Annotated in this window: 2 protein-coding genes and 1 pseudogene; all 3 read right to left on the bottom strand. The window is 44.6% G+C overall.

From position 1 onward, the window contains the following. Positions 1 to 100: 100 nt before the first annotated feature. Positions 101 to 400, bottom strand: a complete 300-nt coding sequence (locus tag O9295_RS14270; protein ID WP_287638869.1) for a hypothetical protein — start codon at positions 398 to 400, stop codon at positions 101 to 103. 285 nt (positions 401 to 685) lie between these two features. Continuing rightward, the gene (locus O9295_RS14265) at positions 686 to 1,549 is read right to left on the bottom strand and encodes a cyanophycinase (RefSeq protein WP_002763233.1); all 864 of its coding nucleotides are present in this window, start codon (positions 1,547 to 1,549) and stop codon (positions 686 to 688) included. A gap of 233 nt (positions 1,550 to 1,782) precedes the next feature. After that, positions 1,783 to 2,801: pseudogene (locus O9295_RS14260) on the bottom strand (RNA-guided endonuclease InsQ/TnpB family protein); the annotation flags it as partial.

The following is a 2,801-nucleotide window of genomic DNA, read 5'->3' as shown; positions in this document are numbered from 1 at the left end:
CAAGCTTTTCTGGTCGGAACCCCCTAAGCCGAGTTTTCAAGGTGCTGCGCCGTCCACTTGGTTTTCGAGACTGGCCTTTTAATTCTAACGTAAAGCCAACCTAGAACGGCGGGGTTTCAGACCCAAAATTTCCGATGAAAGGTGCAGATAGATGATTAATCAACTGAGCAAATTGATTTTGTGGGTTCGCACCAAACAAACGCAGCAAGAACCTCATTACCAGTAGTATTTGCACTATTCCTACCAGCCCGAAAATGCTATTAATTATCCAATTTAAGGTATTACTTCGTCTGGCAGATCGCAGGCGTTTCTCTTCTTGATCAAGTCGAAAAGCCTCTTCATCATGTAGCAGTTCTTGTCGCCGCTCAAGATTGGTTTCATCATCCCGATCGTGATTCATTCTTAGACCTCAGAGTCAATATTTTTGGTTCTTCGTTACTTGGTATGGTTCGATCAGGGGGCAGAAATCGGCTAAATCCTTATCTAGCAAGGGACTTAATTGCTTAGCTCGTTCTAGATTGAAAACAATTGGCAAAAATCGAAGCAATGTCTTTCTATATAAGGGTTTCACCCCTTATAACTCCCGTCCATTGCATAACACAAACCGAAGAACCATATTTTTCTGATTTAAATAAATTCTCCAATCAGTGGCGGGTACAAGCCACCACTGATTGTTCCCTCCGACCTACTCCCTTTCAACTTCTGCCTCCTTTTTAGGATTGCTATCCTTTAACTCTATTGATCGAGAGAAAACGGGCTTGCGAGTTTTCAAGTTAAAGCGGAATCCTTGAGGTAAGATGTGCAACCTGACTCCACACACTGCCATCGCTTCATCTTTGAGCAGTTCGTCTAAATTATCATAAGTTGCTTCTGATTCATCGACAACTGTTACAGCCCCACGCCCCACCACTTTAAATTCGTCACCGTCCACAATTACTGCTGTATCTTCGTCAATGCCAAAGCCTAAGTTAGCTGGCTGCTGTAAGAGAGCGGAAATCAGGCGACCTAGCCGTCCGCGCTGGGCAAAATGCTGATCGATCACCACTGAGTGCAGAAATCCCATTCCCGGACCCATCTCTATCGCGTCCATGCGTGGGTTTGTTTCCGAGTCTCCTTCAATAATCATCAGATCGGGCATGATGGCAGCACCGGCACTTGTCCCACCTACCACCATTCCCTCCCGATTGCGTTGGTGAAGTAAGGTATCTAGCTGAGTTCCCTTGATGTGTTCAATGATTAGGGCTTGATCTCCCCCGGTAAAAAACGCTCCTGTGGCTTCCTCAATGATTTTCAGGTTTTCTGGATCGTCGGCATCTTCCCTGTGAATGGTATCGAGGACACATACATCCTCGACACCGAGTCGCTCAAACACTCGGGTATAGGCTTCTCCAGCCGAACGAGGCTCACTTGTTGCCGCCGTTAACACGGCAATTTTAGCTTTAGTCCCGCCAGCACAGCGAACAAACTCTCGCAAGATTTGACAATCTCCATCTTTGTCTTCTGCTCCACCAATGATGATTAATTGCCCTCGCTCTTTTGTGGATTCCATACAAAAACTCCTTGAATAACTAAACAGCACAACAACATAAAATTAAATTATAATCGTTCACACCTCCCCTACCCAATACCGTTCGGTTGAGCAAACCAGCCCCCACCCCCCTCAGTCCCCACCCCTCTCTTATCTCCCCTTTCAGGGGAGACGATAGAATTACCCCTTAAGGGGGATTTAGGGGGTGGGATTGACATCCTCACCGCCCTAAAAGGGACGGTGATTCCTAGACCTCACGATCTAGGTTTCTGCTTCTTAGCAGTTGCCTTCACAGACTTACTCTGTTCGGGTCTGACACTCGCGACCCAGACTGATACCGCAAGCCCTGCGGCCAAAATGTTTTTACTGGCGTTAATATCTCGGTCATGGTGCGTCCCACAGTCTGGACAATCCCATTCTCGGACACTTAACGGCATTTTCTCAACGATATGCCCACAATTATTGCACCGTTTTGAACTAGGAAACCATCTATAGCGTTTCTCGCATCTGTGCGGCACAGTTAAACCTTTGCTGATTAAGCTGTTCAGGCTCGGGAATGTACCTCTTGTGAATCAGAAATGCTATATCTATTTCCCGATAGTTTCTCCCATACCAACGGCATTTATAGGCTAACTGTCGGGTAATTTCTCCCCAGCTAACGTCAGATATTGCCTGAGATAATTTCGGGTTTTTGACCATATTCTTGACGGCTAAATTCTCGACCACAATCGTTTGGTTTTCACGAACTAATTGAGTGGTTAGCTTATGTAAATGGTCTTTTCTGCTATCGTTGATTTGAGCGTGAATCCTTGCTACTTTGATTCTTGCTTTTTCCCGATTTTTTGACCCCTTCTGTTTTCTAGAAAGATTTTTCGATGCTCTTCGCAACCTCTGATAATGTTTCTTAAAATGCTTGGGATTAGACACTTTATCGCCATCGCTGGTAATCACGAGGCTACTAATTCCTAAGTCAATTCCGATGGCTTTATCTGTTACTGGTAAAGGCTTAATCGTTGGGTCATCAAATCTAATTGAAATATGCCAACGTCCAGAAGGATGCAATCTGACTGTTACTGTACTTGGGTCACAAGCTTCTGGTATTTGTCTTGACCATCGAATCGCTAAGGGTTCCGTGCATTTGGCTAAATAGATTTGTTTGTCTTTAAATTTAAAAGCAGATTTGGTAAATTCGGCACTTCCTCCCTGATGTTTTTTCTTAAAGTTAGGATACTTAGTACGACCAGCAAAGAAATTAGTAAAAGCTGTTTGTAAA

The organism is Microcystis sp. LE18-22.4A (assembly GCF_027531105.1).
GTDB classification, from domain to species: Bacteria; Cyanobacteriota; Cyanobacteriia; order Cyanobacteriales; family Microcystaceae; genus Microcystis; species Microcystis aeruginosa.
The sequence above is the reverse complement of the archived record's forward strand: the minus strand, read 5'-3'. Positions and strand labels throughout refer to the sequence as shown.

Bases quoted from the DNA above. Each gene is read 5' to 3' on its own strand.
- O9295_RS14270 (WP_287638869.1), bottom strand. From the start codon at position 400: ATGAATCACGATCGGGATGATGAAACCAATCTTGAGCGGCGACAAGAA.
- O9295_RS14265 (WP_002763233.1), bottom strand. From the start codon at position 1,549: ATGGAATCCACAAAAGAGCGAGGGCAATTAATCATCATTGGTGGAGCA.